Below are 25,235 nucleotides of genomic sequence, written 5' to 3'. Positions count from 1 at the left end.
GCCCGTCTATCACCGGATCATGCTGGATTGGTCTAGTACGTCTTAGAAAAATAATCTTGAAGCGGCGCCACTTCAAGCGTCCCGTGGGCCATCGCCTCCATGGCCGCAACGGCGGCGGCGGCGGCGGTCAGGGTGGTGTAGTGGGGCACCCCGTGTTCCAGGGCCGCACGGCGGATGGAGCGCGAGTCCTCGATCGCCTGCGCGCCCTCGGTCGTGTTGATGACCAGATGGATGTCGCCGTTGACGATGGCGTCCTCGCAATGCGGGCGGCCTTCGAGAACCTTGTTGATGCGCGCCACCTCCAGGCCTTGATCGGCCAGGAAGCGCTGCGTGCCGCCCGTGGCCACCAGCTGGAAGCCGATCGCCGTAAGCCGCGCGGCCAACGCCGCCATGCCGGTCTTGTCCCGGTCCTTGACCGAAATGAACACCGTGCCCGAGGTCGGCAGGCTCATGCCCGCCGCCAGCTGTGACTTGGCGAAGGCGCGGGGGAAGTCGCGGTCCAGGCCCATGACCTCGCCCGTCGATTTCATTTCCGGGCCCAGCACCGTATCGACGCCGGGGAACCGCGAGAACGGGAACACCGCTTCCTTCACCGCGACATGGCCGCCGACGGCGCGCGAAGTCAGGTCCATATCGGCCAGTTTCTCGCCGCACATCAGGCGGGCCGCGATCTTGGCCACCGGGATGCCCGTCGCCTTGGCGACGAAGGGCACGGTGCGCGACGCCCGGGGATTGACCTCCAGGATGTAGATGTCGCCGTCCTTGACCGCGAACTGCACGTTCATCAGGCCGACCACGCCAAGACCCTTGGCCAGGGCATGGGACTGGCGTTCCAGTTCGGCGATGATGTCGGGGCCGAGCGAGAACGGCGGCAGCGAACAGGCACTGTCGCCGGAATGGATGCCCGCTTCCTCGATGTGCTGCATGATGCCGGCGACGAACACGTCGGTGCCGTCGGACAGGGCGTCGACATCGACCTCGATGGCGTCCTGCAGATAGCTGTCGAGCAGCACCGGTGAATCACCCGACACCTTCACGGCATCGGTCATGTAACGGCGCAGCGCCGTCAGGTCATGGACGATTTCCATGGCGCGGCCGCCCAGCACATAGGACGGCCGGATGACCAGCGGATAGCCGATGCGTTCGGCCACGGCTTCGGCCTCGGCCTGGGACCGCGCCAAACCGTTGGCCGGCTGGCGCAGGTTGAGGTCAGTCAGCAGTTTCTGGAACCGCTCCCGATCCTCGGCCAGGTCGATGGCGTCGGGCGAGGTGCCGAGAATGGGGATACCCGCACTTTCCAGCGCCAGGGACAACTTCAACGGCGTCTGCCCGCCCAGCTGCACGATGACGCCGCGGAAATCGCCTTTCGACTGCTCTCCCCGGATCAGCTCGATCACGTCTTCGGCGGTCAAGGGTTCGAAGAACAAACGGTCCGAGGTGTCGTAATCGGTCGAGACCGTTTCCGGGTTGCAGTTGACCATGATGGCCTCGTACCCGGTTTCCTTCAGCGCATAGGCCGCATGGACACAGCAGTAATCGAATTCGATGCCCTGGCCGATGCGGTTGGGTCCGCCGCCCAGGATCGCGACCTTCTTGCGGTCTGTCGGCTCGGCCTCGTTTTCCGGCGGACGCGACCCGTCGCCTTCATAGGCCGAATACATGTAGGAGGTCTTGGCCGGGAATTCGGCGGCGCAGGTATCGACCCGCTTGTAGACCGGGGTGACGCCCAGGGCGCGGCGGGCTTCCGAGGCGTCGAGGGCGGTCGCCCCCGTCAGTTCCGCCAGGCGCGCATCGCAGAAACCCATCTTCTTCAATTCAAGCCAACCGGCGGCGTCCGTCGGCAAGCCCTGTTCCTTGACCCGCGCCTCGACGTCGATGATCGCCTTCATCTGTTCCAGGAACCAGGAATCGTACTTGGTGACGGCGGCGGCCTCGTCCACGGGCATGCCCTGGCGCAGGGCCTCGGCGATGGCCAGGATGCGGTCCGGCGTGGGCCGCGAAATGGCGGCGCGCAGGACGTCGCGGTTGGCCTCGAACCCGGCGTCCGGGTCCAGGCCCTCGATCTCCACGTCGTTCAGGCCCGTCAGGCCCGTTTCCATGGAGCGCAGGCCCTTCTGCAGGCTTTCCGCGAAACAGCGGCCGATGGCCATGGCCTCGCCCACGGACTTCATGGCCGTGGTCAACAGCGGCTCCGCCCCCGGGAATTTCTCGAAGGTGAAGCGCGGGATCTTGGTGACCACGTAGTCGATGGTCGGCTCGAAGCTCGCGGGCGTGACGCCGGTGATGTCGTTGTCCAGCTCGTCGAGCGTGTAGCCGCAGGCCAGTTTGGCCGCGATCTTGGCGATGGGGAAGCCCGTCGCCTTGGACGCCAGGGCCGACGACCGCGACACCCGCGGGTTCATTTCGATGACCACCAGGCGGCCGTCCGCCGGGTTGACGGCGAACTGCACGTTGGATCCGCCCGTATCGACCCCGATTTCGCGCAGCACCGCGATCGAGGCGTTGCGCATGATCTGGTATTCCTTGTCCGTCAGGGTCAGCGCCGGCGCCACGGTGATGCTGTCGCCCGTATGCACGCCCATGGGATCGATGTTTTCGATGGAACAGATGATGATGCAGTTGTCGGCGCTGTCGCGCACGACCTCCATCTCGTATTCCTTCCAGCCCAGAACGCTTTCCTCGACCAGGACTTCGGTGACCGGGCTGGCGGCCAGGCCGCCGGCGACGATCTTCTCGAACTCGGGCCGGGTATAAGCGATGCCGCCGCCGATGCCGCCCATGGTGAAGGACGGGCGGATGATGGCGGGCAGGCCCGTTATCTCCAGCGCCGCAAGGGCTTCGGCCATGGAATTGACGACCGTCGATTTCGGGCTTTCCAGGCCGATCTTGTCCATGGCGTCGCGGAACTTCTGGCGGTCCTCGGCCTTGGCGATGACCTCGGCGTCGGCGCCGATCATCTCGACCCCGTATTTCTCCAGCACGCCGTTCTCGAACAGCGCGATGCCCGTGTTCAGGCCCGTCTGTCCGCCCATGGTCGGCAGCAGCGCGTCGGGCCGTTCCTTGGCGATGATCTTCTCGACCATTTCCGGCGTGATCGGCTCGATATAGGTCGCGTCGGCCATGCTCGGGTCGGTCATGATGGTGGCCGGGTTCGAATTGACCAGGATGACCCGGTAGCCTTCCTCGCGCAGGGCCTTGCAGGCTTGGGCACCCGAATAATCGAACTCACAGGCCTGCCCGATGACGATGGGCCCGGCGCCGATGATGAGGATAGAGGAGATGTCTGTTCTTTTGGGCATGGCGGTCTAGGCTTTCTCGTCCATCAGCGCGACGAACCGCTTGAATAGGTAATGGCTGTCCTGCGGGCCCGGGCTCGCTTCCGGGTGGTACTGCACGGAGAACACGGGCTTGCCGTCGACCCGGATGCCTTCGAGGGCGCCGTCGAACAGGGAGCGGTGGGTCTCCACCACGCCGGCGGGCAGGCTGTCGCGTTCGACCACGAAGCCGTGGTTCTGCGAGGTGATCTCGACCTTGCCGGTTTCCAGGTCCTTCACGGGCTGGTTGGCGCCGCGGTGCCCCAGGTGCATCTTCGACGTCTTGGCGCCGAGCGCCAGGGCCAGGATCTGATGGCCCAGGCAGATGCCGAACACGGGCAGGCCCGTGGCCATCACGTCCTTGACCATGGGCACGGCGTATTCGCCGGTGGCCGCCGGGTCGCCCGGACCGTTGCTAAGAAAAAGCCCATCGGGACGATGGGCCAGGATTTCCTCGGCGGTGGCCGTTGCCGGCACCACGGTGACCTTGCACCCCTCTGCCGCGAGGCAACGCAGGATGTTCTGCTTGGCCCCGAAATCGACGGCGACGACATGGTGTTTGGGCGCCGTCTGCTTACCGTAGCCTTGGCCCAGCTTCCACATCGTGGTGTCCCAGGAATAGGTCTGGGCGCAGGACACGTCCTTGGCCAGGTCCAGGCCTTCAAGCCCGGGAAAGCCCTGGGCCATGGCAATGAGGGCCGGAATGTCGAGGGGACCGTCGTCTTTATAGGCGACGACGCCGTTGGGCGCCCCGCCGTCGCGGATCAGCCGGGTCAGACGCCGGGTGTCGACCCCGGTGACCGCCGTCAGGCCGTGGGATTTCAGCCAGGCGTCCAGGTGCTGGGCCGCGCGCCAACTGGCCGGATCGGTGATGTGGACGCGCATGACCGCCCCCCCGGCCGGCGGGGTGACGGTTTCCATGTCTTCCGGATTGGCGCCGACGTTGCCGATATGCGGGAAGGTAAAGGTGATGACCTGACCGGCGTAGGACGGATCGGTGAGGATTTCCTGATAACCGGTGATCGAGGTGTTGAAACAGACCTCGCCCACGGAGGCCCCCGGCGCGCCTGCGCCGCGGCCCCAGAAAACTTCGCCGGACGCCAGCACCAGGGCCGCGTTTGCGTTTGGCGGTTGGGCGACCACGGTCGTGGTCGCGGGCTTGGAGGCTTCGGACATATGACTTTTCGGGCTGAGGTTGGACCAAGGCGCCCGGGCCTCGCCGTCGGCGACGACCCTGCATGCGTTGGAAACAAGCTTCTACGCGTGTCCCGGCATCAGGTCAAGACTCGTTTCAGAAAAAATATCTTTATATTTCAAGTAATTAAAGAATCGGAACACGTTTGCCTTGGGGGTTAATTTGAGCTAGGGTCCGCATCTTCCGCCACAACCGGGACATACCCATGCTACGCGAGCAGATTTCGGCTGCGCTGAAGACCTCCATCAAGTCCAAGGAAGCCTGCGCCACGGCGACGCTGCGCCTGATCAGTGCGGCCATCAAGGACCGGGACATCGCCGCCCGGGACAAGGGCAACCAGGAGGGCATTTCCGACGACGAAATCCTGAGCCTGCTGCAATCCATGATCAAGCAGCGCGTCGAAAGCGCCGATATCTATGATAAGGGCGACCGCCAGGATCTGGCCGCCCGCGAGCGCGAGGAAATCACCGTCATCGAACGCTTCCTGCCGGCCCAGATGTCGGCGGACGAGGTCGTCGCGGCGGTCGAGGGCGCGATCAAGGACACCGGCGCCGATTGCATCAAGGACATGGGCAAGTGCATGGCCGCCTTGAAGCAGAAGTACGCCGGCCGCATGGACTTTTCCAAGGCCAGCGCCCTGGTCAAGGACAAGCTCTGCTAGCTTGGGGCTTGCCCGTCGATTCGCTCGGCATTTCACCAGCGATATCCAAGCGAACCCGCTGTGGATGACTTGAGAATCACGGGGATAACCCCCGTGACTCCACTGCTGCGCCGGTACCCTTATTATGGGTATGGTCGCAGGCTCCAATCCTGCCCTTAAACCACAGACAGGCGACCCATCCCCGATGGCGATCCCCCCGGAATTCCTGGAAGAACTGAAGGCGCGGCTGCCCGCGACGGATGTCGTGGGTCGGCGGATCAAGCTTATCCGTTCGGGCCGGGACACCAAGGGCTGCTGCCCCTTCCATAAGGAAAAGACGCCGAGCTTCCACGTCTACGACGACCATTACCACTGCTTCGGCTGCGGCGCCCATGGGTCGGTCATCGATTTCGTGATGGAAAGCGAAGGCCTGGAATTCCGCGAGGCGGTCCAGCGTCTGGCCGGCGAGGCCGGGCTGCCCATGCCCGAGGAAACGCCGGAAGACCGCGAGCGCCGGGCCCGCAACCGCACCCTGGCCGAGGTCGTGGAGATGGCGGCCGCGTTCTTCGAGAAATGCCTGCGCATGCCCGAAGGCCGCCCGGCCCTGGATTATCTGCGCGGGCGCGGCCTGACGGACGAGACGATCCGCCGGTTCCGCTTAGGATTCTCCCCCGACGGGCGCGGTAAGCTGAAATCCATGTTGGCGGCGGAGGGCGTCGAAGAGGGCCTGATGGTCGCCGCTGGGCTGCTGGTTCAGCCCGAGGACGCGGGGCGCGAGCCTTACGACCGGTTTCGTGGCCGCGTCATGTTCCCGATCACCGACCGCCAGGGCCAGGTCATCGCCTTCGGCGCGCGGTTGCTGGCGGGCGACGGGCCCAAATACCTGAATTCACCGGAAACCCCCCCGTTCCACAAAGGCCGCAACCTGTACGGCCTGGCCCAGGCCAAGGATGCCATCCGAAGCGCCGGCACGGTCATCGTCTGCGAAGGCTATACGGACGTCATCGCCCTGGCCCAGGCCGGGATCGGCCAGGCCGTTGCGCCCTTGGGCACGGCCCTGACGGAAGAGCAGATCGCCCTGCTGTGGCGATTGGCGCCGGAACCGGTGCTGTGCTTCGACGGCGATACGGCCGGCCAGCGCGCCGCCGCCCGGGCGGCGGAACGGGCCCTGCCGTTGCTCAAGGCCGGGTTCGGGCTGCGCTTCGCCCTGCTGCCGCCGGGCGAAGATCCGGACAGCCTGGTCCAAGGCCAGGGCCGCCAGGCCTTCGACGCGCTGCTGGCCGGCGCGACGGCGTTGTCCGAGCTGATCTGGCGGGTTGAATCGGGCGGCCGCCTGCCGCCGACGCCGGAAGGCCGGGCGGATTTGAACAAGCGCCTCGACCAGCGCATCCGCGACATCCCCGACCCCACCGTGCGGCGCTATTTCCAGGATTTCTTCAAAACCCGCCTGTGGCCCGATGGCCCCGGCCGGCAGGGTGGGCCACGGCAAGGGCGCGGGTTCGGCCGTGGGAAATGGGGCGTCAACGCCTGGACCGGGCCGTCCGAGCGCCTGCGCGCCGATACCGCCGACACCCGCCCGGTGGAGAGTGCCCGCCTGCGCTGGGCCATCCTTTTGGCCACCGCGATCAATCATCCGGAACTGCTGGCCGAGGTCGAGGAAGAGCTCGGCCAGGTCGCCATCAATGACCAGAACCTTGACAATCTGCGTCAGGCGATATTAATCACCCACGCGGGTGGTTTACCCCTTGACACCGAGGGGCTTGTAAACCACTTGTCAGAGCAGGGTTATTCCCAGGCGCTGAGCCAGCTATTAAGCGCGCGAACCTACGACCACGCTAGATTCGCCCGACCCAATGCGGGACATGCAGAGGCCAGACAAGGTTGGGAAGCGACCATTAGCCACTTGCGCGGAGAGGACCTGGAGTCCGAACTCCAAGCAGCCCAGGATGCCGTCCGGCGCGACCCGTCGGAAGCAAACATGAATTGGGTTGTTCGGGTTCGGCGGATGATGGACGAAGGCGAACAACCGGAAGCGGCCTTCGACTAGGAGGCAGCCGGACGGCAAGTGGTTAAATCAACGGGCAGTTTGACGAGACGCGTTTTTTTCAGACTGGGACATGGCATCGGGACCCCATTGAGGTTTGTGCCGGACCGGACGCCAAGGGCGGAAGGACCGGAGGGGGCGGGGTCCCCGAACAACGGATTTAGAGGTCGAGCGTGGCAAAAGCACAAGCGAAAGATCAAGAAGGCGGCGATACCCAGGAAGAAGGCGGCGACAGCCCCCTTCTCGATACCATGGGCGCGGCCGTCAAGAAGATGGTCGCCAAGGGCAAGGAACGCGGGTACGTCACCTATGACGACCTGAACGGCGCCCTGCCCCCGGAAAAGGTATCTTCGGAGCAAATCGAAGACACCATGGCGATGTTGTCCGAAATGGGCATCAACGTGGTCGAAAACGAAGAGACCGACGACACCCCGGCCGAAAGCGACGGTGACGGCGACGGCGACGGCGAGGAAAAGACCACCTCGACCGCCGGGAACGTCGACGAGAACGACCTGGGCCGCACGGACGACCCGGTGCGCATGTATCTGCGCGAGATGGGATCGGTTGAACTGCTGTCCCGCGAAGGCGAAATCGCCATCGCCAAGCGCATCGAAGCCGGGCGCGAGATGATGATCGGCGGCCTGATGGAAAGCCCGCTGACCATCAAGGCCATCACCGTGTGGCATGACGCGCTGATCGCCGAGGACATGCTGCTGCGTGACATCATCGACCTGGAAGCCACCCACGGCGGCGGTCCGGGCCAACCGGGCGCGGTGCCCGCCAACACGAATGGCGGGGACGACGACGGGGACGCGGATGGCAACACGGCCGAAGCCGCCCCCGCGGAAAACGCCAAGGAAGGCGCCGCCGAAACCGCCAAGGACGCCAAGAAGGCCGCCCCGTCGGACGACGACGCGACCGAAACCTCGGGCGAGGATGGCGAAAGCAAGAGCAACGACGACGATGATGACGACGAGGACGACGGCGAAAACAACCTGTCCCTCGCCGCCCTTGAAGCCAAGCTGAAGCCCGAGGTCATCGAGACCTTCGAGAACATCGCCAAGACCTACAAGAAGCTTCACCGGGTGCAGATGCAGCGCCTCGAGGCCCTGACCTCGGGCGAACAGCCCAAGCCGAGCCAGGAAAAGCGGTTCCAGAAGCTGCGCAAGGAATTGATCGAGTGGATGGAGGACGTCCATCTCAACAACAACCGGGTTGAGCAACTGCTGGACCAGCTTTACGGCCTCAACCGCCGGCTGGTCGGGCTGGAGGGCAAGATCCTGCGGCTCGCCACCACGGCACGCATCAACCGCGAAGAATTCCTGCAGGCCTACCAGGGCCATGAGCTTGATCCGGGTTGGCTGAAGCGGGTCGAAAAGCTGCCCGCCAAGGGCTGGCAGCGGTTCGCGTCGCGCAACAAGGACGACATCGAAGAAATGCGCGCCCAGGTCGCCGAGGTGTCCCAGACGGCGGGCCTGCCGATCCTCGAATTCCGCCGCATCGTTTCGACGGTGCAGAAGGGCGAGCGCGAGGCCGCCAAGGCCAAGAAGGAAATGATCGAGGCCAACCTGCGGCTCGTCATCTCCATCGCCAAGAAATACACCAACCGCGGTCTGCAGTTCCTTGATCTGATTCAGGAAGGCAACATCGGCCTGATGAAGGCGGTCGATAAGTTCGAATACCGCCGCGGCTACAAGTTCTCGACCTACGCGACCTGGTGGATTCGCCAGGCCATCACCCGATCCATCGCCGACCAGGCGCGCACCATCCGTATTCCCGTGCACATGATCGAGACGATCAACAAGCTGGTCCGCACCTCGCGCCAGATGCTGCACGAGATCGGCCGCGAGCCGACGCCGGAAGAACTGGCCGGGCGGCTGTCCATGCCGCTGGAAAAGGTGCGCAAGGTGCTGAAGATCGCGAAGGAGCCGATCTCCCTCGAAACGCCCATCGGCGACGAGGAAGATTCACACCTCGGCGACTTCATCGAGGACAAGAACGCGGTGCAGCCGCTGGACGCCGCCATTCAGGGCAACCTGCGCGAAACCACCACGCGGGTCTTGGCCAGCCTCACGGCCCGTGAGGAACGCGTGCTGCGCATGCGCTTCGGCATCGGCATGAACACGGACCACACGCTGGAAGAAGTCGGCCAGCAGTTCTCGGTCACCCGCGAGCGAATACGTCAGATCGAAGCCAAGGCGCTCAGGAAGCTGAAACATCCGTCCCGGTCGCGGAAACTCAGAAGCTTCCTGGACTACTAAACGCCAGGGCCAAACGGACCAAACGACAGGCCGGGAGCACCATCGCTTCCGGCCTTTTCGTTAAAGGGGGAATATCCACGTGATCAAGGGCCAGTAGCTCAACTGGTTAGAGCCGACGGCTCATAACCGTCTGGTTGCAGGTTCGAGTCCTGCCTGGCCCACCATTCCCCGCCCCCACGTCCTATTCGTGAGATCCGCTGCCGGCCTGCGTCTTGGCCGCGCCCGTGACCGGCGCGATGCTGGAGCGCGCGAAATATTCGGTGATGAGATCGCCCATCACGTCGGCGGCCGCGTTGTTGCGCTTGCCGGCGCGGTAAAGCACCAGATCGACGCCTTGCAGGGCCGGGAAGCTTTCCGCCGCACCGATCACCCGCATCCCCGGCATGACCGAGCTTTTGGCCACGACGCTGACCGCGCTGCCGCTGAGCACCGCCGCCTGCAGGCCGCTGATACCGGCGCTGACGAAAGCGATCTTCCATTTCCGCCCCATGGTCGCCAAGCCCGCGAGCGCAAGGTCGCGGAACACGTTGCCCGGCGGCAGGACCGCCAGCGGCACCGGGTTGTTGTTGTGCAGGGAGCGGGCCTCCCCCGTGACCCAGACCAGGGGCTCGCGGGCGACCACGTCGCCTTCGTCGAAGGCCCGCATGTCGGTCACCAGGGCAAGGTCGATCTCGCCGCGCTTCAGCTGGGTGACCAGCGGGCTCGACAGCATGGTGCGTAGTTCGACCTCGATGTCGGGAAAGGCGTTGGTGAAGCTGGACAGGATCGGCGGCAGGAGATAGGCCGCATAAAGGTCGGGCACGCCCAGAACCACCTTGCCGCTGAGCTTGGGCGCGGTCAGGCGCACCTTGACCTCTTCCTGCAGGTTCATGATCGTGCGCGCATAGCCGAGCAGAAGCTCCCCATCGGGGGTCAGCACCAGCTTGCGGTTGACCGTGGTGAACAGCTTGGCATGGACCGTTTCCTCCAGCCGCCGCATCTGCAGGCTGACGGCCGGTTGGGTGCGCCCAAGGCGGCGCGCCGTTTCCGACACGCTGCCCGTTTCCACCAGCAAAATGAACGCCTGCAGCAGGCGCAGATCCAGGGGCTGCTTCATGATTTAATCATTAAATATATTTATGGAAATTATTTAAAGAATAAATTTTGTAAATTGTGCACTGCACCCTAACGTCTTCGTTGCGTCATACAAGCGGGACCTTTCCCGCCACAACAGGAGATCATCATGTCAGGCACCACACGCCGGAAATTTATCCACGCCGCCCTTGCCGGTGCGCTCTGCGCCTTTACCGCCGCGGCCTCCACGCCCGCGGCCGCCGCCGACCGGGTGATCAAGGTCGGTACGCTCAAGCTGATCCACGGCATCACGCCCTATTTCTACGAGAAGTTCGCACCTGCGGGATACAAGATCGAAGTCATCCCCTTCGAAAGCCCGACGGACGGCAAGAACGCCGTGGTGACCGGGACCGTCGATTTCGGCATTTACGGCCTTGCCGCCGCCACCCTGGGGGCCGCCGCCGGTGAGCCCGTGGTCGTCGTCGCCGCCGCCTGCAACCGTGGCATGGCCGTGGTTTCCGGTGCCAAATCCGGGCTCAACACGATCAAGGACCTGAAGGGCAAGAAGGTCGGCATCTGGCCCGGCTCGACCCAGGAAGTCGTGATCCTCGACCGTTTGAGCGCCGAAGGCATGACCATCAAGGACATCAAGCCGATCCGCGTTTCCTTCAGCGACATGGCCCCGGCGCTGGAGCGCGGCGACCTCGACGCCTATGTGGGGGCCGAGCCGGGCCCCGGCATCAGCCTCGCCAAGGGAGTCGGTAAAATTGTCGAATATCCCTATTCGACGCCGACCGGGTCCCTCAACATGGTGCTGACCACCAGCCAGGAAAAGATCGACAAGGATCCGGAACTGGTGATGACCCTGCTGACCATTCACAGCAAGGCCGCCGAATACGCCATGAAAACCCGCGCCGAATTCGTCGCCATCGCCATGCAGAAGCTGGGTCAGCAGAAACCCTCAATCGAAAAGGCCGCACCCAACGTGGAGCTGACCTGGAAGATCGACGATCTGTTCCTTAAGCAGGCCAACTACTACGGCACCCAGATGCTCAACAAAAAGCAGATCCGCCAGCTGCCGGATTACGCGACCTTCATCAACCCGACCTTCGTCCAGAAAATCGCGGGCATGTAATCGTCAACATGGCCAGCGACATGAACATCACCGCCCAAAGCCAAACGGTTGCGCCCAGGGACATATCCCCCGCGCAACCTGCTTTGAGCCGGGCCTTCCTCAGGCGGCTGCGGAAGATCGGCCTGGGGCTGATCGTGCCCCTGACCCTGATCGCGTTCTGGGACTTGATGGTCCGCTGGACCGGAACTCGGCTGATCCCGCCGCCGGCGGACGTCCTCATCATGATGTGGGATTTCGCCTTCGGCGGCATCTACGACGATGGCTTCAGCGCCAGCCTGCCGATCCATCTGTGGGTGTCCCTGCAGCGCGTCTACGGCGGGTTCCTGGTCGCGGCCCTGGTCGGCATTCCCCTGGGCGTGGCGCTCGGCCGCTCCCCCCTGCTGCGCGACATGCTCGACCCGACCCTGTCACTGCTGCGCCCCGTCCCTGTCACCGCCTGGCTGCCGCTGTCGATGATCTTTTTCGGGCTCGGCCCCAAGTCGACGGTGTTTCTCGTGTTTCTCGGCGCCTTCTACCCGATTCTGCTGAACACCGTGTTCGGGGTGAAATCGGTCGACGCGCGCCTGCTCGAAGCCGCCGCCATGCTGGGCTGCAAGGGCTCCCAGCTGTTCCGCTCGGTCGTGCTGCCGGCGGCCACCCCCAACATCTTCAACGGCCTGCGCCTCGGCCACGGGTTCGCCTGGATCCTCATCGTGGTCGGCGAAATGACCGGCGTGCCCGAAGGCTTGGGTGCGGTGATCATGGACGGGCGGACCCTGTCGCGCACCGACCTGGTGATCACCGGCATGATCGTGATCGGGGTCACCGGGTTCCTGTCGGACCGCCTGATCGTCCTGCTTAACAACCGCCTGCTGCGTTGGAGCCCCCAACATCATGTCTGATCCCCAGAACATACAGGCGGCCGGCGCGCCGCCCATCATCCGCATCGCCGGGTTGAACAAGTCCTTCGATTCCGACACCGGCCGGACCCTGGCCCTCAGCGGGATCAACCTCGACATCGACAAGGGCGAATTCGTCTGCCTGCTGGGGGCGTCCGGCTGCGGCAAGTCGACCCTGCTGCGGATCATCGCCGGCTTCGAGACGGCCAGCGAAGGAACCGCCAGCGTGTTCGGCCGCCCCGTCCACGAACCGGGCCCGGACCGCGGCATCGTGTTTCAAGACTATGCCCTATTTCCCTGGCTGACCGTCCATGAGAACATCGCCTTCGGCCCCAAACACGCCGGGATGAGCGCCAAGGAAGTGAAACGGATCGCCGACAAGTTCACGGAGATGGTCGGTCTGACCGCCTTCACCAACCATTACCCGGCACAACTGTCCGGCGGCATGAAACAGCGCGTGGCCATCGCCCGTGTTCTCGCCAACGATACCGACATTCTGTTGATGGACGAACCGTTCGGCGCGCTGGACGCGCTGACCCGGGCGAAACTGCAGGAAGAACTGCTCGACATCTGGAGGCAGACGAAGCTGACCGTCATCTTCGTCACCCATTCAGTCGAAGAGGCCGTGGTGCTGGCCGACAGGATCGTCGTCATGAGCGCCGGCCCCGGCCGGGTCGATTGCGACATGACGGTTGACCTGCCGCGCCCCCGGGACGTGTCGTCGGAACCGTTCAACGCCGTCCGCCGCACCGTGGCGCAGCGGCTCAGCAGCAACCTTGCGCCGGGTCGCCGGCTTGCAACCGGAGATGCCGCCTGACATGCCCACCGACCAGACCGCAAACACCTATCGCGGCATGGAGCCGGCCGCGATCGACGCCGCCTACAACAACTCCGCCGCCGTCACGGACAGCGCCGAACGCGTGGAAAAATGGCGCCGCCGCAGCGAGGAAACCCGCGCCCGGCAGGGGGTCCGGCTTGACCTTCGATACGGGCCCGAAGCCAACAACCGCATCGATTATTTTCCGGCGAACATACCCTCGGCGCCGCTGTTCATCTTCATTCACGGCGGTTATTGGTTTCGCAACACCAAGGAAATCTTCGCCTTCGTCGCCGACGGCCCCTGCGCCAACGGCATCAATGTCGCGACCGTCGGCTACACCCTGGCGCCCGATGCGGGGCTCAGTCAGATCGTCCAGGAGATCAGCCAGGCGATTGATTATCTGGTGAGTTCCGCCGATGACCTGGGGTTCGATCGCACCGCCGTCACCGTCGGCGGATGGTCGGCCGGCGGGCATCTCACGGCACTTGCCGCCAGTCACCCGGACGTCGCCGGCGTCCTGCCCATCAGCGGCATTTTCGACCTGACTCCGATCGCGCTCAGCTACATCAACGACGCGCTGTCCCTGACGGCAGACGAGATCGCCACCTTGAGCCCGCTGTTCAATCTGCCTCGGCGGAAAATTCCGCACCTGCTGTTCGTCGGCGGCGACGAGCTGCCGGAACTTCAGCGGCAATCCACGGCCTATGCCGCCGCCGCCAGCGGCGACGGCATTCCCGCCGCGCTGGAAGTCGTCCCCGGCCAGAATCACTTCACCATCGTCGACGAACTGGCATCGGAGGACGGCGTCCTGATGCGCGGCCTGATCCGCCTTGTCAGGCAGGTTTCCGCAGCGAAGACCGTCTGACGAAAGGATCCGGCGCTACTGCGCCGCCGTCCAGGGCCGCCAGATCTGCCGGGGGCGGTTACCGCTGCACTTCTGCAGGAGAACCTCCGCCCCCTTGACCGCCTTGTCGATCACGGTCATGCAGAAATCGAATTTCACCATTTTCACATGGCCGTCCGCCTGCAGTTCCCACTGCATGTTGGGGGAATTCTGGCACTTGGAAATCAGCACCTTCGTGCGGTCCTGGAGCTTGGCGTCACCGACCCCGACGCAATATTTGCTGTCGAAAACCAGGGCGTTCGGCTTCTCGTTCGGCCTGATCCACAGGGTGTCCTGCTGATTACAGTCGGCCAGGGCCATGGCTTCCGTCGGCCCCTCGCTTTTGCTCAGACACAGACCCGGCGCATTGGTCAACTCGAACCGCAGGGTGCCCGGCGGCTGGGTCTTCTGCCTTTTGATCGCGGCGATCAGGGCCTTTTCCGCCGTCGGCGCTGGCGCCGCGTTCGTATTGCCCACAACCACCGTGGTCGACTGGATGGGTTCGATCTTGATCGAACTCGGATCGATGGTGGTCGTGTTGGGGTTGGGTTGGCCGGGGACGGTCGTTGAGGTGATCGTGATCTTCGACGGGTCGATGGACGACAGATCACCCGGGGTCTTGCCCGACTTGTAGGCGGCCAGTTTGGTCTTGAAGTTGGTGCTGGGCTGCGCGTCGCCGCCGATCGTTGCCGCCCAGTGGAACAGGAATTCGTCCGGCCCTTCCTTCATCTGCAGCAACAAGCCGATATCGACGGGACGATTGGCGATGGTGATCGCCTGGCGGATCTTGCCCTCCATTTCCTCCGTCTTCATCAGCTTGTCCATTTCCATGGTCACGACGACCGCCGCGCCCGCGGCGATCAGCATCGGTGCGGCGGCAGCCATGGCGGCGGAGGCGCCCGTCCAACTGGTGCTGATCGCCGCGACCTTGGCGGCGTCCCCCGCCGCTTTTGCCGCCTGCAGGGCTCTGTGCGGCAGCAGCGCCGCATGCACCGGACTGGCAAACAACGTGATCAGGAGGGCACCCGCGGGGCCGGCGACGGCGGCACCCACTTGAATGGCCCCGGCGACGATCTCGTTGTAATCGGGCGGCGCGATCACGCCGCCGGCATAGATCGACGCGGCCCCCATCTTCGACAGGGCGATCTCGTTGGCCTTGTTCGCCGCCGCAAAATAGGTATCGAAGGCCTGCTTGGACTGATAGGCGACGAACTGCCGGTTCCACTGGATCAGCTTGGCGACGATGTCCAGCAGGCTCTTTTCGGATGCCGTCCGCTGGGCGACCGGTTTGACGGCCGCCTCCATGACGATCTGCCCCAGCAGAGCCGACAGGATCGGGCTTTCCCACGGCTTGCTGTCGATCTGCTTCCAGGTATTAGCGATGGCCTGCGCCTCCGGCTCGCCGGAAGCTTTCGCGGCGGCCTTGGCGGCCGCGTCGATCCGCGTGCGCTCGGCGATCAGCTTGGCCAGGATGTCGTCGGCGCCATTGCCCAGGCCGAACAGGCCGTATTTGCCGCGTACCGGCACCACCCAGCGCATCTTCTTGATGCGGCAGGCCTTGTCGCTCTTGACGCCGCTGGTCGAGCGCGTCGTGTCCTGCGGGCAGGACCAGCAGGTGCCGCCGTCGATGAAATCGAAATGCTGGCCGGCCGGGCAGGTCAGGGCCGCCGTCTTCGTCGCCGGCTCGAAATCCAGATTGGTATGGCAGGCGTTGCCCGCCGTCACGGCGGCCGCCGTGCGAAGATGGTCTTCCGGGCATTTCCAGCATTCACCACCGTTGCGCGGGTCGCGGAAGGCGCCTTCCGCGTTGCAGGCCTTGCCCTTGAATTCGGCGCTGACGGCCTTCTTACCGATCATTCCGCAGGCGTTCCATTGATTGACCGCAGCTGCCGTGCGGCCATAGCCCGAGGGACATTTCCAGCATTCGCCGCCATTGCGCGGATCAAGGAACGCGCCGGACGGGCAGGAGACCTTGCCCAGGTACACGGCTTTCGTCGCGCTGCCCTTGATCGGCTTGTCGCAGGCCTTCGGGCTGGTCACCGGTCGGGCGTTGCGGTTGAAGCCCTTGGGGCATGAAAAACAGGCCCAGGTGCCGATGTCGAAGAACGACCCCTTGGGGCATTTGCCGACCGCCTTCGATTCAAACTTGGCCCTGTCGAATCCGCAGGGTTCCTGCAGGTTGCCCCGCTGATCGACGCCGCCGCAGGCGGAATGGCCCCGCAACTGTTTCCAGCTCGAATTCGCCTGCACGTCCTCACTGTTGCCCCCCAAGATCAATAGGCCGAGGAACAGAATACCCAAGTACTTCGGCAGAAACTTTGCGACAAGCGATGCCATAGATAAATCCTCCTCGCGGCGTCAGGTCCGCCGAAGTCATAAATTTCGATGTATTTTGTTTTTAATCACTTCGGCGAACCGAATTCATGCTTATTTTTTGGTATTAAGCCAGCCTGAAAATTAAGCTGCGCGCCGGAGACAGTGATTGCGCAATCAAAGCATTCATCAAGCGCGCGACCGCAAGGTCTGCGACGGCAGGACGCCGTATTGCTCGACATAGCATTTGGAAAACCAGCCCATGTGAGTGAACCCCCACCTTGCGGCGACGTCGCGGACGGAAACGCCGTTGCCGGCCCGGCATAGGTCGTCGTGAGCCAAGGTCAGCCGCACGGATTTGACATAGGCGATCGGCGACATGCCGAAGGCGTCATTGAAGGCGATCTGCAACGTGCGGTAGCCGCAACCCGCGTGATGAGCCAGGGTTTCCAGCGTAATCGCCGTATCCGCATGGGCGTGGATATAATCGCGGGCCCGTTTGACGTAATAGGGGACGGCAACGGCCTTCGGGCGGCCCTGCAAGGCCTCTGTGGCGGAATTGGGCAGCAGCGACAGCACACTGGTCAGCAACAGGTCCTTGAGGCCTGCCAAGATGATCGGATTGCCATTCCCGTACAGGGGGCCATCCAAGGCCTCGGCGATATAGGTCACCGTATTTCGCAGGTGCTGTCCGCCCGGCGTGGTCAGGTCCAGTTCGGCATCGAATTGGATATCCGCCAGGCGGGCTTCCTCGCCAAGAAGCCTGCGCGCATGCTGTTTCAGGCCATCAACCGACAGCGGAATCACGAAGCTTTCAAAAGCGTCCTGGCGCGCGGTCAGGGGAGTGCGCTTGTCCCGCATCAGGCCGGTTTTCGGCGAAATACCGAACGTCTGTCCCTGATGCTGAACATCGGCAATTCCGCCCGTCAGGATAAATAGAAATAGCGAATCATCGTCGTTCGCCTGCGTCTGGACCCGGGTCGGCACGTTACCATAGGTGATGTGCAGGAGGCTCTGACCGCCAAGGTCGACACAGCGCAGGGACGCGTCGATTTCACGCCCCCGCCCGATGACGTCGACTTCATCCGTGCTGGTCAGCCGCGTCAGAATATCCCGCATTTCATGCAGGTCCTTGGACGACAGAACTTCATAGTTCTCCAAATACGTCATGAGAGGGCGCCGATCCTTCCGATGGACACCTGTATATTATAGCTGGCCCGTCGACTGCGACCACCATCACACTGCCGTTCCATTTTTCAATTTAAGTCCCAGCCGTTGCCCCGCCCCCAACCGCCGGAAACCTGTTCAGAATGGCGCAAATCCGCTAAACGGATGCTTGCCTTCAACCACGCCTATTCAGGGAGATCCATCCAATGGGGGAACAATGCGTTGTCGTGACCGGCGGCAGCAGCGGCATCGGGCGCGCCTGCGTCGAAGCCGTGGCCGCGACCGGCACCAAGGTCGTCAATCTGGACCGCAATCCGGCCGAACTCATTCCGGGTGAGACCTTCATCGAACTCGACCTTTATGACCACGACAGAATCCGTGACGTGTTCGCCGACATCGCCCAGACCTTCGACATCGTCGGCCTGGTCAACAACGCCGGCATGTCGCTTGCCAAAACCCTGGCCGAGACCGAGGCCGAGGATTTCGCCAAGGTGGTTCCCCTCAACATGGTCGCCCCCGCCCTTTGCGCGAAATACGCCGCCGAGGCCATGAAACGCGTCGGCTGGGGCCGCATCGTCAACATGTCCAGCCGCGTCATCCTGGGCAAGGAACTGCGCACGACCTATGCCGCGACCAAGGGCGGCATCGCCGCCATGGCCAAGGTCTGGGCCCTGGAATTGGCGGCCGACGGCATCACCGTCAACACCATCGCCCCCGGCCCCATCGCCACGCCCCTGTTCAAGGAGGTCAACCCGCCGGGCACTCCCAGAACCCAGAAAATCATCGACGGCGTGCCGGTCAAGCGCCTGGGTGAGCCGGAAGACATCGCCAACGCCGTGATGTTCTTTTTGAAAAAGGAAAGCGGCTTCGTCACCGGACAAACCCTGTTCGTTTGCGGCGGGCTGACCGTCGGCGGCGCGCAATAGACGCAACGCCCTCGGGGGGTCAGTCGTCAACGGGAATCAGGTGCAGGCGGCCGTGGCGCACGCCGCGCTGGGACGTGATCTGATCCGCCAAGTGACGGACCTGTTTGATCGAGCCGGTCAGCACCGTGGCCTCCAGGCAATTTTCCGCGTCGATATGCAGATGCAGGGTCGCCTGCGGCACGTCGTGGTGGTGGTGCTGAGTCTCGATCAGGCGCGACGACAGGCTGCGTTCCTTGTGATTGTAGACATAGACCACGCAGCCGACGCATTTGGCCGTGTCGTTGGCGGTGGTCTGTTCCTCGGCCAAAAGTTGGCGCACCGCGTCGCGCACGCCTTCGGAGCGGTTCGCATAGCCCTTTTTTTCAATCAGGCTGTCGAACTTATCCAACAAATCATCGTCGATCGTGACGGTAATTCTCTCCATGGCCGGCCTTTCGGTGTTGAAATGAATGCTGTCTCGGGTATGATCTTTTCAGGTTTCATCATACTTTTTGCTTCTTAAATCATACAGGGGAAAACACGTGTTTCGATCCTTCTTTGCCGCCCTCGCCGCCTTGATGCTGACCGCCGCCCCCGCCCTGGCCCATACGGGCGTGGCGGCTGGGTCCGGCTTCGCCGCCGGGTTCGCCCATCCCGTTCTGGGCCTGGACCATGTCCTGGCGATGGTCGCCGTCGGCATTCTGGCTGCCCAGATGGGCGGACGATCCCTGTGGCTGGTGCCCGCCGCCTTCGTCGCCATGATGGCGGTCGGCGGCCTGATGGGCGTCGCCGCCCTGGCCCTGCCCTTCGTCGAGATCGGTATCGTCGGCTCCGTCGTCGTGCTGGGCGCGGTCATCGCCGCCGGCCGCCAATTGCCCGCAGCCCTGGCCATGGTGCTGGTCGGCGCCCTGGCCCTGTTCCACGGCCATGCCCACGGCATGGAAATGCCGGTGACGGCCAGCGGCCTGGAATACGGTATCGGCTTCATGGCCGCGACGGCGGCCCTGCATATGGCCGGGATCGGGTCTGTCACCACCCTGCGGATCGCGGCGGCTCATGCCGCCCCGGTGGCGCTGCGCGCCGGCGGCGCCAGCATCGCCCTGGCCGGGATGGCGCTGTTCGTGTCCTGACCGCCTACCCATACGGGTAACCGCAACCGGCGTCGGGACGGGTCCATGCCCGCCCTTGGCTTCCGCGGCCTGACGGAGGAGACCGCCCGATTCTTGTCGGCCGCGCCTAAGCCACGTCGGCGTCACCGACCGTCCAGGTCTTGCCCGCCGCCAACAGGCCGGTAAGGTCCGCACGGCCGATCACCCGCCCCGGGGCATCGCCGCGCTGGACCGTGAAATCGTCTGCCGGGGCGTGGTAGAGCACACCAAGGGCAAGCGGCAGGTCCGGCGCGTCCATGCGCGCCAGGATGGTCGCCAGGGCCAGGTTGGTCTGATCATGGTCGGTAACGTCATAGACCGGCCCGCCATCCCCCACCGGCACCACGCGGGCCGTGCCCGTCTGCCAATCAACGGCGATGCCCTTGTCCCGGTCCTTACCGAAGATCATGGGCTGGCCGTGTTCAAGCCGCAGGGTACGGTCGGCGGTCAGGCCCTTGTCGCGCACGGCTTCGAAGGCGCCGTCGTTGAACACCACGCAGTTCTGTAGAATTTCTACGAAGGATGCTCCCTTGTTGGCCTGCGCCGCTTTCAGCACCCCCGGCAGGTGGTCCTGCAAGGTATCGGCGGAACGCGCAATGAACCGCGCCCCCGCCCCCAAGGCCAACAGGGCCGCGTTGACCGGGGCCTCGACCGAGCCAGCGGGCGACGAGGGTGAGCGCATGCCCGTGGCCGAGGCCGGGGAATACTGCCCCTTAGTCAGGCCGTAGACCGCATTGTTGGGCATGATCAGGTTGAGGTCGACGTTGCGCCGGAGTGCGTGCATCAGATGATTTCCCCCGATCGACAAGAAATCCCCGTCGCCACCGACGACCCAGACGTCGAGGTCCGGATTGGCCATCTTGACGCCGGTCGCCACGGCGGGGGCGCGGCCGTGGATGGTATGGAAGCCGTAGCTGGCCAAATAGTAGGGAAAGCGCGCGGCGCAGCCGATGCCGGAAATGAAGACCACGTCGTCGGGACGGCGCCCGGCCTCGGCCAGCACCCCGCGCACGGCCTTGAGGATCGCATAATCTCCACAGCCGGGGCACCAGCGCACTTCCTGGTCGGTGGTGAAATCGCGGGCGGTCAGTTCGGTGGCCGCGTCCGTATCAGGGGCGGCGAGGTCTGGGTTGATGACATTCATGACAGGTCCTCTCTAAGGGCGGCGTCGATCTCGGCCACGGTAAAGGGCTGGCCGGTGATCTTGTTCAGGCCGCGGAAGGAAACATGGGGGAACAGGCCCTGCAGGTGGGCGCGCAGTTGGCCGGAATTAAGTTCCGCCACCACGACACGATCGTAGAGTGCGAAAATCTCGGCAAGGCCCCGGGGCAACGGTGACAGGTGGCGTAGATGCAGATGGCCGACGGCATGACCCTCGGCGGCCAGATCCTCGACCGCCGTCTTCAGCGCCCCCTGTGTCGAGCCCCAGCCAAGGGCCAGCACCCGGCCCGCATCCGCGCCGGCGGTAACCTTCGCCGGCGGCAGGGCCGCCTGAATGCGGGTCAACTTGGCGGCCCGCAGGTCGGTCATTTCCTGATGATTATCAGGGTCGTAGGAGATATGACCCGAGCCTGAAGACCGTTCGATCCCGCCCAACCGATGCGCCAGCCCGGTCATGCCCGGCACGGCCCAGGACCGGGACAGGGTCTCCGCGTCGCGGCGGAATGGATGGAACCCCTCCGGGTCGATGTCACGATCAACGGCGATATCCGCCAAGGCGTCGACGTCCGGCAGGCGCCAGGGCTCCGCCGCGTTGGCCGTATAGGCGTCGGACAGCACGATCACCGGCGTCATATAGGTCACGGCCGTGCGCGCTGCCTCGATCACCGTCTCGAACGAATCCCCAGGGCCGGAGGCGGCGAACACCGGCAAGGGCGCTTCACCGTGACGGCCGTGCAGGGCCAGGTTCAGATCCGCCTGCTCGACCTTGGTCGGCATGCCCGTGGACGGCCCCGCGCGCTGCACGTCGATGACGATCAGCGGCAGTTCCGCCGCCGTGGCGAGACCCAGGGCCTCGGCCTTCAGCGCCATGCCGGGGCCGGAGGTCCCGGTGACGCCGAGCCCCCCCGCGAAGGAGGCACCGATGGCCGCAGTGGCCGCGGCGATTTCGTCTTCCGCCTGAAAGGTCGCGACGCCGTCGCCGCCCAGCTTGGCCAACCCGTGCAGGATCGCCGAGGCCGGAGTGATGGGGTAGGAGCAATAATGCAGGCGTAGACCGGACAGGGCCGAGGCGGCGGCCAGACCCAGCACCATGCCGTCGATGCCGGTCAGCGTGCGATAGGTACCGGGGCGCGGGCTGGACGGCGTCACCACGCGCAGGCGGGGCGGCGGCGCCATGTCGGTCACGTCGCCATAGGTATGGCCCGCGTCCATGGCCGCCATGTTGGCGGCGGCGATCTCCGGCCGCTTGGCGAATTTCGATTTCAGCCAAGCCGCCGTGGGGGCGCGGTCCTGGGAAAACATCCAATAGACCAGACCCAAGGCCCAAAAGTTGCGCGCCGTCTCGGCCTCTTTCTTGGTGACGCCTTCCGGCAGGGCGGCTTCGCGGGTCAGTCGGGAAATCTCGATGGCTTCCAGGCGAAAGCCGTCCAGGCTGCCGTCCTCCAGCGGATTGGCGGCATAGCCGGCCTTCTCCAACCCTCGCTTGGCGAAGGCGTCCCGATCGGCGATCAAAAGCCCGCCCGGGCGCAGCGCCGCAAGATTGGTCTTCAGCGCCGCCGGGTTGAGGGCGACCAGCACGTCGACCGCATCGCCATGGGTTTTCACCCGGTCGCCGCCGATCTGAATCTGGAAGGCCGACACGCCGAAGGTGGTGCCGGCGGGGGCGCGAATTTCCGCCGGAAAGTCCGGGAAGGTCATGAAACCGTGGCCGGAAAGGGCCGAGGACTTGGTGAACTCGGACCCCAATGTCTGAATGCCATCACCGGAATCGCCGGCGAAGCGGACGACGGCGGGGCCCTGGGCCGCATCGGTTTCTGACGGTCTGGAGGCGATGGGTTGGTCGAGCATGGCCGGAAATCCTTGTTCAGCGCCGGGTCATATTGCAGTGCCGCCGAAGGGTCCGGCGACAGTGGCCGGACTATGCCCGCGCGTACCCATTGCGGTCGGTCAATTAATTGCCGGGAATAAATAAAACGGGTTCGGTCAACGAATTGCTTTTATGGCGGGACATGTCGGGTTTGGATCAGGCGACCCCTCGGGCGGACTTGATCCGCTCCTTTTCCGGAGGCCCCGCCATGCAGCCTACAGAAATTTCCGTCGCCGCCGACCGCGCCGCGCTGGCCATCACCTGGCCCGACGGCGTGTGTCAGACCCTGACCGCGCCCACCCTGCGCCAGATGAGCCGCTCCGCCCGTTCGGAAAGTGCCCGCCTGAAAGGGTGGGACGTCCCGGCCGACGACGGCCTGACCATCACCGCCGTCGAAGCGGTCGGCATCTATGCCATCAACATCACCTTCTCCGACGGCTATGCCAAAGGCATTTATCCCTGGGACATGCTGCGCGGCGCCATCGGCGCGCTGGCGTTTCAAGGCCTGAGCACGGCCCAAGCCGAGGCGATTTCCGGCCTTGGCAATTAGTTGACAGACAGATCGCCCTGCTGCGGCGCAGCATGGTTGTTACAGACAAGTTTCCCGCCGACAGGCGCGCCTTAAAGGCCCCGTCGGCACCAAGAACAAACGAAACCGAAAGGACAGACCCATGGACGAAATCACGGAAGGCACATCGCAGGTCGATTGCGACATTCTGGTCATCGGCGGCGGCACGGCCGGCCCCATGGCCGCCTACCGCGCGAAGAAAAAGAACCCCAACGCCAAGGTCATTCTGCTGGAAAAGGCCAACGTGAAGCGGTCGGGCGCCATCTCCATGGGCATGGACGGCCTGAACAACGCGGTCATTCCCGGCCATTCCACGCCGGAACAATATGTGAAGGAAATCACCGTCGCCAACGACGGCATCGTCGACCAGGCCGCCGTTTATAAGTACGCGCAGAACTGTTACGAGATCATTCAGGAACTTGACGGCTTCGGCATCCGCTTCCAGAAGGACGAGAACGGCGACTTCGACGTCAAGAAGGTCCACCACATCGGCACCTACGTGCTGCCCATGCCCAATGGCGACACGGTGAAGAAAGCCCTGTATCGCCAATTGAAGCGGGCCCGCCTGCTGATTTCCAACCGCTACATGGCGACCCGCCTGCTGACCGGCAAGGACGGCCGCATCGCCGGCGCCATCGCCGTCAACACGCGCACCGCCGAATTCCTGGTGGTCCGCGCCAAGGCCGTGATCCTGTGCATGGGGGCGGCCGGGCGGCTTGGCCTGCCGACCTCGGGCTACCTGTTCGGCACCTACGAGAACGCCGCCAACTCGGGTGATGGTTACGCCATGGCGTACCACGCCGGCGCCGGGCTCGCGAACCTGGAATGCTTCCAGATCAACCCCTTGATCAAGGATTACAACGGCCCCGCCTGCGCCTATGTGGCCGGGCCCTTCGGCGGCTATACCGCCAACAACGAAGGCATGCGCTTCATCGAATGCGATTACTGGTCGGGCCAGATGATGCAGGAGTTCTACAACGAACTGCAGTCGGGCAAGGGGCCGGTGTTCCTCAAGCTCAACCACCTGGCGGACGAGACCATCGGCGAGATCGAAACCATCCTGCACGAGGTCGAACGCCCCACCCGCGGCCGCTTCCAGGTCAACCGCAACAACGATTACCGCAACGGCATGATCGAGATGCATATCTCGGAGATCGGCTTCTGTTCCGGCCATTCGGCCTCGGGCGTCTATGTCGACGACAATGCCTGCACCACCGTCCCCGGCCTGTACGCCGCGGGCGACATGGCCAGCGTGCCGCACAACTACATGCTGGGCGCCTTCACCAACGGCGCCGTCGCCGGCGAGCACGCCATCGACTACGTCAACGAGGTCGATTTCGCCGACATCGACGAAGACTTCATCTTCGCCGAAAAGAAACGCGTGCTGGCGCCGACCACGCGCGAAGACGGCATCCCGCCCAACCAGGTCGAATACAAGACCCGCCGTCTGGTCAACGACTACCTGCAGCCGCCCAAGGTCACGCGCAAGATGCAGCTCGCCCAGGACCGCTTCGCCGAAACCCGCGAGGTCATGGAAAACGAGATGGTCGCGCGCAACGCCCATGAGCTGATGCGCTCGCTCGAGGTCTCGTCGATCATGGACTGCGCCGACATGGCCGCCTTCGCGTCCCTGTTCCGCACGGAAAGCCGCTGGGGCCTGTATCACAACCGCGCCGACTATCCGGAGCGCGACAACGAAAACTGGTTCTGCCACTCGATCCTGTCCAAGGACGATGCCGGCCAGATGACGATCAAGAAAAAGGACGTCGATCCCTACATCATTCCCATCGATGAGGAAGAGAAAGACGCCTATGACAAGCAGCGGATCAAGGCGCAGGCCTAACCCCCGCCGGACCCGCACCAAGACCATACCCAAGGAGAAA

General features: G+C 64.2%; 19 protein-coding genes and 1 tRNA gene. 12 read left to right on the top strand and 8 right to left on the bottom strand.

Annotated elements, in window-relative coordinates; translation table 11 throughout:
• Nucleotides 1-32 precede the first annotated feature (32 nt).
• Nucleotides 33-3,299: a carbamoyl-phosphate synthase large subunit gene (gene carB / locus KFF05_01770; GenBank protein UTW52138.1), complete on the bottom strand. Its 3,267-nt coding sequence runs from the start codon at nt 3,297-3,299 to the stop codon at nt 33-35.
• Nucleotides 3,300-3,305: 6 nt separating this feature from the next.
• Nucleotides 3,306-4,490 (bottom strand): glutamine-hydrolyzing carbamoyl-phosphate synthase small subunit, encoded by a 1,185-nt coding sequence (gene carA, locus KFF05_01765; GenBank protein UTW52137.1) that lies wholly within the window; start codon nt 4,488-4,490, stop codon nt 3,306-3,308.
• 224 nt (nt 4,491-4,714) lie between these two features.
• Here carA and KFF05_01760 point away from each other — a divergent pair, with 224 nt between their 5' ends.
• The 4 genes from KFF05_01760 (at nt 4,715) to KFF05_01745 (ending at nt 9,618) form a co-directional block, all read left to right on the top strand.
• The gene (locus KFF05_01760) at nt 4,715-5,170 is read left to right on the top strand and encodes a GatB/YqeY domain-containing protein (protein UTW52136.1); all 456 of its coding nucleotides are present in this window, start codon (nt 4,715-4,717) and stop codon (nt 5,168-5,170) included.
• A gap of 184 nt (nt 5,171-5,354) precedes the next feature.
• Nucleotides 5,355-7,196, top strand: a complete 1,842-nt coding sequence (gene dnaG / locus KFF05_01755; protein UTW52135.1) for a DNA primase — start codon at nt 5,355-5,357, stop codon at nt 7,194-7,196.
• A gap of 248 nt (nt 7,197-7,444) precedes the next feature.
• Nucleotides 7,445-9,454: an RNA polymerase sigma factor RpoD gene (gene rpoD, locus KFF05_01750; protein ID UTW53539.1), complete on the top strand. Its 2,010-nt coding sequence runs from the start codon at nt 7,445-7,447 to the stop codon at nt 9,452-9,454.
• 87 nt (nt 9,455-9,541) lie between these two features.
• Nucleotides 9,542-9,618 (top strand) — tRNA-Ile (locus tag KFF05_01745).
• A gap of 17 nt (nt 9,619-9,635) precedes the next feature.
• On the opposite strand, the gene KFF05_01740 is transcribed toward KFF05_01745, so the two are convergent.
• Nucleotides 9,636-10,550 (bottom strand): LysR family transcriptional regulator, encoded by a 915-nt coding sequence (locus KFF05_01740; protein ID UTW52134.1) that lies wholly within the window; start codon nt 10,548-10,550, stop codon nt 9,636-9,638.
• 126 nt (nt 10,551-10,676) lie between these two features.
• On the opposite strand from KFF05_01740, the gene KFF05_01735 reads away from it, so the two are divergent.
• From KFF05_01735 to KFF05_01720, 4 genes are read left to right on the top strand one after another with little or no spacing between them, the layout of a single operon-like run.
• Nucleotides 10,677-11,642, top strand: a complete 966-nt coding sequence (locus KFF05_01735; protein UTW52133.1) for an NrtA/SsuA/CpmA family ABC transporter substrate-binding protein — start codon at nt 10,677-10,679, stop codon at nt 11,640-11,642.
• A 20-nt stretch (nt 11,643-11,662) separates the two neighbouring features.
• The gene (locus tag KFF05_01730; GenBank protein UTW53538.1) at nt 11,663-12,523 is read left to right on the top strand and encodes an ABC transporter permease; all 861 of its coding nucleotides are present in this window, start codon (nt 11,663-11,665) and stop codon (nt 12,521-12,523) included.
• A complete protein-coding gene (locus KFF05_01725; GenBank protein UTW52132.1) occupies nt 12,516-13,337 on the top strand; it encodes an ABC transporter ATP-binding protein in 822 nt (273 codons plus the stop codon). The genes KFF05_01730 and KFF05_01725 overlap by 8 nt, the downstream gene beginning before the upstream one ends.
• Before the next feature lies 1 nt (nt 13,338).
• Nucleotides 13,339-14,205 (top strand): alpha/beta hydrolase, encoded by an 867-nt coding sequence (locus KFF05_01720; protein UTW52131.1) that lies wholly within the window; start codon nt 13,339-13,341, stop codon nt 14,203-14,205.
• A 15-nt stretch (nt 14,206-14,220) separates the two neighbouring features.
• On the opposite strand, the gene KFF05_01715 is transcribed toward KFF05_01720, so the two are convergent.
• Together KFF05_01715 and KFF05_01710 are read right to left on the bottom strand one after the other, a co-directional pair.
• Nucleotides 14,221-16,560: a ricin-type beta-trefoil lectin domain protein gene (locus KFF05_01715; GenBank protein ID UTW52130.1), complete on the bottom strand. Its 2,340-nt coding sequence runs from the start codon at nt 16,558-16,560 to the stop codon at nt 14,221-14,223.
• Between the two features lie 165 nt (nt 16,561-16,725).
• A complete protein-coding gene (locus tag KFF05_01710; protein UTW52129.1) occupies nt 16,726-17,706 on the bottom strand; it encodes an AraC family transcriptional regulator in 981 nt (326 codons plus the stop codon).
• A gap of 203 nt (nt 17,707-17,909) precedes the next feature.
• Between KFF05_01710 and KFF05_01705 the strand changes: the two genes are divergently transcribed.
• The gene (locus KFF05_01705; GenBank protein UTW52128.1) at nt 17,910-18,629 is read left to right on the top strand and encodes an SDR family oxidoreductase; all 720 of its coding nucleotides are present in this window, start codon (nt 17,910-17,912) and stop codon (nt 18,627-18,629) included.
• 19 nt (nt 18,630-18,648) lie between these two features.
• Here the strand turns inward: KFF05_01705 and nikR are convergent, their stop codons facing one another.
• Entirely contained in the window at nt 18,649-19,053 is a 405-nt protein-coding gene (nikR, locus tag KFF05_01700; protein UTW52127.1) for a nickel-responsive transcriptional regulator NikR, read from the bottom strand.
• A 133-nt stretch (nt 19,054-19,186) separates the two neighbouring features.
• Between nikR and KFF05_01695 the strand changes: the two genes are divergently transcribed.
• The gene (locus KFF05_01695; GenBank protein ID UTW53537.1) at nt 19,187-19,738 is read left to right on the top strand and encodes a HupE/UreJ family protein; all 552 of its coding nucleotides are present in this window, start codon (nt 19,187-19,189) and stop codon (nt 19,736-19,738) included.
• 106 nt (nt 19,739-19,844) lie between these two features.
• Here the strand turns inward: KFF05_01695 and KFF05_01690 are convergent, their stop codons facing one another.
• A complete protein-coding gene (locus tag KFF05_01690; protein ID UTW52126.1) occupies nt 19,845-20,900 on the bottom strand; it encodes a 2-oxoacid:ferredoxin oxidoreductase subunit beta in 1,056 nt (351 codons plus the stop codon).
• Nucleotides 20,897-22,765, bottom strand: coding sequence for a 2-oxoacid:acceptor oxidoreductase subunit alpha (locus KFF05_01685; GenBank protein ID UTW52125.1), 1,869 nt, complete (start codon nt 22,763-22,765; stop codon nt 20,897-20,899). The genes KFF05_01690 and KFF05_01685 overlap by 4 nt, the downstream gene beginning before the upstream one ends.
• 227 nt (nt 22,766-22,992) lie before the next feature.
• On the opposite strand from KFF05_01685, the gene KFF05_01680 reads away from it, so the two are divergent.
• Both KFF05_01680 and KFF05_01675 read left to right on the top strand, forming a co-directional pair.
• A complete protein-coding gene (locus tag KFF05_01680) occupies nt 22,993-23,334 on the top strand; it encodes a DUF971 domain-containing protein (protein UTW52124.1) in 342 nt (113 codons plus the stop codon).
• A 121-nt stretch (nt 23,335-23,455) separates the two neighbouring features.
• A complete protein-coding gene (locus KFF05_01675; protein ID UTW52123.1) occupies nt 23,456-25,195 on the top strand; it encodes a fumarate reductase/succinate dehydrogenase flavoprotein subunit in 1,740 nt (579 codons plus the stop codon).
• The last annotated feature ends 40 nt before the right edge of the window (nt 25,196-25,235 follow it).

This window comes from bacterium SCSIO 12827 (assembly GCA_024397995.1).
In the GTDB taxonomy this organism is placed as follows: Bacteria; Pseudomonadota; Alphaproteobacteria; order Rhodospirillales; family Casp-alpha2; genus UBA1479.
Note: the sequence above shows the minus strand (reverse complement) of the source record. Positions and strands in the feature narration are given on the sequence as shown.

What these genes read in the sequence shown, in the direction of transcription:
- carB (UTW52138.1), bottom strand. Translation starts at nt 3,299, where the DNA reads ATGCCCAAAAGAACAGACATCTCCTCTATCCTCATCATCGGCGCCGGG.
- carA (UTW52137.1), bottom strand. Translation starts at nt 4,490, where the DNA reads ATGTCCGAAGCCTCCAAGCCCGCGACCACGACCGTGGTCGCCCAACCG.
- KFF05_01760 (UTW52136.1), top strand. Translation starts at nt 4,715, where the DNA reads ATGCTACGCGAGCAGATTTCGGCTGCGCTGAAGACCTCCATCAAGTCC.
- dnaG (UTW52135.1), top strand. Translation starts at nt 5,355, where the DNA reads ATGGCGATCCCCCCGGAATTCCTGGAAGAACTGAAGGCGCGGCTGCCC.
- rpoD (UTW53539.1), top strand. Translation starts at nt 7,445, where the DNA reads ATGGGCGCGGCCGTCAAGAAGATGGTCGCCAAGGGCAAGGAACGCGGG.
- KFF05_01740 (UTW52134.1), bottom strand. Translation starts at nt 10,550, where the DNA reads ATGAAGCAGCCCCTGGATCTGCGCCTGCTGCAGGCGTTCATTTTGCTG.
- KFF05_01735 (UTW52133.1), top strand. Translation starts at nt 10,677, where the DNA reads ATGTCAGGCACCACACGCCGGAAATTTATCCACGCCGCCCTTGCCGGT.
- KFF05_01730 (UTW53538.1), top strand. Translation starts at nt 11,663, where the DNA reads ATGAACATCACCGCCCAAAGCCAAACGGTTGCGCCCAGGGACATATCC.
- KFF05_01725 (UTW52132.1), top strand. Translation starts at nt 12,516, where the DNA reads ATGTCTGATCCCCAGAACATACAGGCGGCCGGCGCGCCGCCCATCATC.
- KFF05_01720 (UTW52131.1), top strand. Translation starts at nt 13,339, where the DNA reads ATGCCCACCGACCAGACCGCAAACACCTATCGCGGCATGGAGCCGGCC.
- KFF05_01715 (UTW52130.1), bottom strand. Translation starts at nt 16,560, where the DNA reads ATGGCATCGCTTGTCGCAAAGTTTCTGCCGAAGTACTTGGGTATTCTG.
- KFF05_01710 (UTW52129.1), bottom strand. Translation starts at nt 17,706, where the DNA reads ATGACGTATTTGGAGAACTATGAAGTTCTGTCGTCCAAGGACCTGCAT.
- KFF05_01705 (UTW52128.1), top strand. Translation starts at nt 17,910, where the DNA reads ATGGGGGAACAATGCGTTGTCGTGACCGGCGGCAGCAGCGGCATCGGG.
- nikR (UTW52127.1), bottom strand. Translation starts at nt 19,053, where the DNA reads ATGGAGAGAATTACCGTCACGATCGACGATGATTTGTTGGATAAGTTC.
- KFF05_01695 (UTW53537.1), top strand. Translation starts at nt 19,187, where the DNA reads ATGCTGACCGCCGCCCCCGCCCTGGCCCATACGGGCGTGGCGGCTGGG.
- KFF05_01690 (UTW52126.1), bottom strand. Translation starts at nt 20,900, where the DNA reads ATGAATGTCATCAACCCAGACCTCGCCGCCCCTGATACGGACGCGGCC.
- KFF05_01685 (UTW52125.1), bottom strand. Translation starts at nt 22,765, where the DNA reads ATGCTCGACCAACCCATCGCCTCCAGACCGTCAGAAACCGATGCGGCC.
- KFF05_01680 (UTW52124.1), top strand. Translation starts at nt 22,993, where the DNA reads ATGCAGCCTACAGAAATTTCCGTCGCCGCCGACCGCGCCGCGCTGGCC.
- KFF05_01675 (UTW52123.1), top strand. Translation starts at nt 23,456, where the DNA reads ATGGACGAAATCACGGAAGGCACATCGCAGGTCGATTGCGACATTCTG.